Source organism: Natranaeroarchaeum aerophilus (assembly GCF_023638055.1).
GTDB classification, from domain to species: Archaea; Halobacteriota; Halobacteria; order Halobacteriales; family Natronoarchaeaceae; genus Natranaeroarchaeum; species Natranaeroarchaeum aerophilum.
On record NZ_JAKRVY010000025.1, the window covers coordinates 1 to 3,245 of the forward strand.

Genomic DNA, 3,245 nt, shown 5'->3' on the forward strand with positions numbered 1-3,245 from the left:
TCGCCCGGTTCGAAATGAAAAACGCCCCCATGCACGATGCATGGGGGCGCAGTATGAATAGCAGGCGGCGATTCGGTGTTTCCAGAGGGTCTCCCACTCCAGTACTTGCCGTAACGCGGGCAGGCTTATCTTCCGTGTTCGGGATGGGTACGGGAGTGAACCCTGCCGCTCTGGCCGCCTTAAACCCAACCTGTGGACTCGAACCACAGTCAATACAACCTGTGTTGGACGGTGACCACTATGCCGTATACGTGCGATCCAGTTTACGCCTGGACCAGGTCACACAGCGCGAAAAACGCTCTGTTCGTGGACCAGTGCAGATGATACACTCAGATATGAGTGAATGGCTTGGCTTGTTAGTGCTCGCGGACTCAACGTCTCGTTGCCTCGACGCTAACATCCCGAGCCTATTGAACTCGTCTTCTACGAGTAGCCTCAAGAGTACCTCGTATCCAGGTGGGTTTCGAGCTTAGATGCGTTCAGCTCTTACCCCGTGGTGCGTAGCTGCCCGGCACGTGCCCTTGCGGACAACCGGTACACCAGTGGCACCCAAGCGCAGTTCCTCTCGTACTATACGCTCGTTCCTGTCAGGTACTCAAACACCCCCAATAGATAGCAGCCGACCTGTCTCACGACGGTCTAAACCCAGCTCACGACCTCCTTTAATAGGCGAACAACCTCACCCTTGCCCGCTTCTGCACGGGCAGGATGGAGGGAACCGACATCGAGGTAGCAAGCCACCCGGTCGATATGTGCTCTTGCGGGTGACGACTCTGTTATCCCTAGGGTAGCTTTTCTGTCATCAATCTGGCCCATTGAGGACCATGATTGGTTCGCTAGACCCCGCTTTCGCGTCAGCGTCCTTCGTTAGGCAGGACACTGTCAGACTATCTTGTGCTCTTGCACTCTGCGCCGGATTTCTGACCCGGCTGAGATAATCATGGGGCGCGCTCGATCGTCTCTCAAGCGCGTACCGCCCCAGTCAAACTGCCCGGCTACCGGTGTCCTCCGCCAGGAGTGAGAGTCACAGTCACTAGTGGGTAGTATTTCACGTCTGTCTCGGTGGCCCGCTAGCGCGGGTACCTGTGTAACGACTCCTACCTATCCTGCACACTAGCGACCGTGTCTCAGCGACAGCCTGCAGTAAAGCTCCATAGGGTCTTCGCTTCCCCTTGGGGGGCTCCAGACTCCGCACTGGAATGTACAGTTCACCGGGCCCAACGTTGGGACAGTGACGCTCTCGTTCATCCATTCGTGCAAGCCGCTACTGAAGCGGCAAGGTACTACGCTACCTTAAGAGGGTCATAGTTACCCCCGCCGTTAACGGGTCCTTCGTCCCATTGTACTGGGTGTTCAGATACCCGCACTGGGCAGGATTCAGTGACTGTACGAGTCCTTGCGGATTTGCAGTCACCTGTGTTGTTACTAGACAGTCGGAGCGTCCTAGACACTGCGACCTGCTCCATAGAGAGCAGGCATCCCTTCTTGCGAACGTACGGGACTAACTTGCCGAATTCCCTAACGTCGGTTGCTCCCGACAGGCCTTGGCTTTCGCCGCCATGGATACCTGTGTCGGTTCTCGGTACGGACACCATACTCGGATTTTCACGGGTTCCAGGTTGACCCAGCTTGCGGCATGCCGCCGTTCGTCCGCTTCGTGCCATTACGGCTTCCACGGAGTTAGACGATTGCACTGGGCGCGAGCCCAGCCTGGGCGACCCCGAAACGTCTCCTTTGAGTGTATGGTGGCACGGAAATATTAATCCGTTACCCTGCTTCGATTCCCGCGAGTTACGAGGAATCTTAGGACCGGCTAACCCTCGGCTGATCAGCATTGCCGAGGAACCCTTATCCATTAGGCCGTCGGGGGTCTAACCCGACTATCGCTGCTACTATGGCCAGAATTGTCGTCACCAGTCGGTCCACACGAGATCTCTCCCGTGCTTCCACCCAACTGGAGCGCCAACCTACTCGATCACTCTACAAAGAGTGCGGCCAGGTCTCGGTCGTGGATTTGAGCCCCGATCATTTTGGGCGCCCCGAACCTCGGCCGGTAAGCTGTTACGCTTTTCTTAGAGGGTAGCTGCTTCTAAGCTCACCTCCCGGCTGTCTGGGGCTCGGGACCACCTTCGATCGCACTTAATCCACAGTTTGGGACCTTAACCCGGCGCTGGGTTGTCTCCCTTACGGTACGCAGGCTTACCCCGCGCACCGGAATCCACGCGTCAACAGCGTTCGTAGGTTCGGAGTTTGACAGATGAGCCGACTCCTCTCGGAGGCGGGATCATCAATCGGTTGCTCTACCCCACGAACTACCTCGGCGTAGGTCATGCTTCGACATGTTTCGGTTGGAACCAGCTGTTGCCGGACTCGATGGGCCTTTCACCCCTATACGTGGGTCACGAGAGGGTATTGTAAAACACCAACTCTAGCAGGCCTCCACATGGCTTTCGCCATGCTTCACCTTGCCCACGCATAGATCGTCCGGATTCGGGTCGTGTCCGAATGGCTCCCCGCGCTTGAACACGGTGGCCCTCGTCGTAAGACTGCGGCCGTATTGGTTTCCCTGTGCCTTCCCGGATACTCCGGTTAGACTCGCCATTCAGACACACTCTCTGGCTCGTTTTTCAAAACGCACGACGGAACACCGGCTTCCCATGATTCCTACTGTACCCTCGCGGGTATCTCGTTTTTCATGGGACCTTGTGTGCCCCGTCGCTCAGTGGCTGACTGAGTTCAAGCCCTATTGCACCATCCGTTATGGAATACTTTTCAGCGTTCGCTCACGCTACTTGTTCGCTATCGGTCTCGAGGAGTGTTTAGTCTTCTCAGTCGATGCCTGAGATATTCTCGAGGGATATCCAACCCCCGATACTCTGGAGCTGACGCGTTCTGTACTGGTCTACGGTACGGGGTTGTCACCCTGTTTCACGCTCCATTCCAGGAGACTTCTCGTAGACGGTCCAGAAGTGAGAGTCAGTCCGAACACCACATTGCCCGTGAGGGCTTCGGTTTGGACTGTGTCGCGTTCACTCGCGGTTACTAACGATATCGCGGTTTGCTTTCTGTTCCTGCCGATACTGAGATGTTTCAGTTCTCGGCGTTCCCCATTGCGCAAAGCAATTGCAAAGAGGATTCCTATTCGGAAACCCCGAGTTCTTCGCCTCCGTGCGGCTCCCTCGGGCTTTTCGCAGCTTGGCACGTCCGTCGTCGGCTCTCGAGCCGAGCTATTCACCAGTCAGCGT

General features: G+C 56.5%; 2 rRNA genes. Both read right to left on the reverse strand.

Features of this window, described 5'->3' with window-relative positions:
* Positions 1-59: 59 nt before the first annotated feature.
* A 5S ribosomal RNA gene (gene rrf / locus AArcSt11_RS16815) occupies positions 60-182 on the reverse strand.
* A 154-nt stretch (positions 183-336) separates the two neighbouring features.
* Positions 337-3,245, reverse strand: a 23S ribosomal RNA gene (locus AArcSt11_RS16820); the annotation flags it as partial.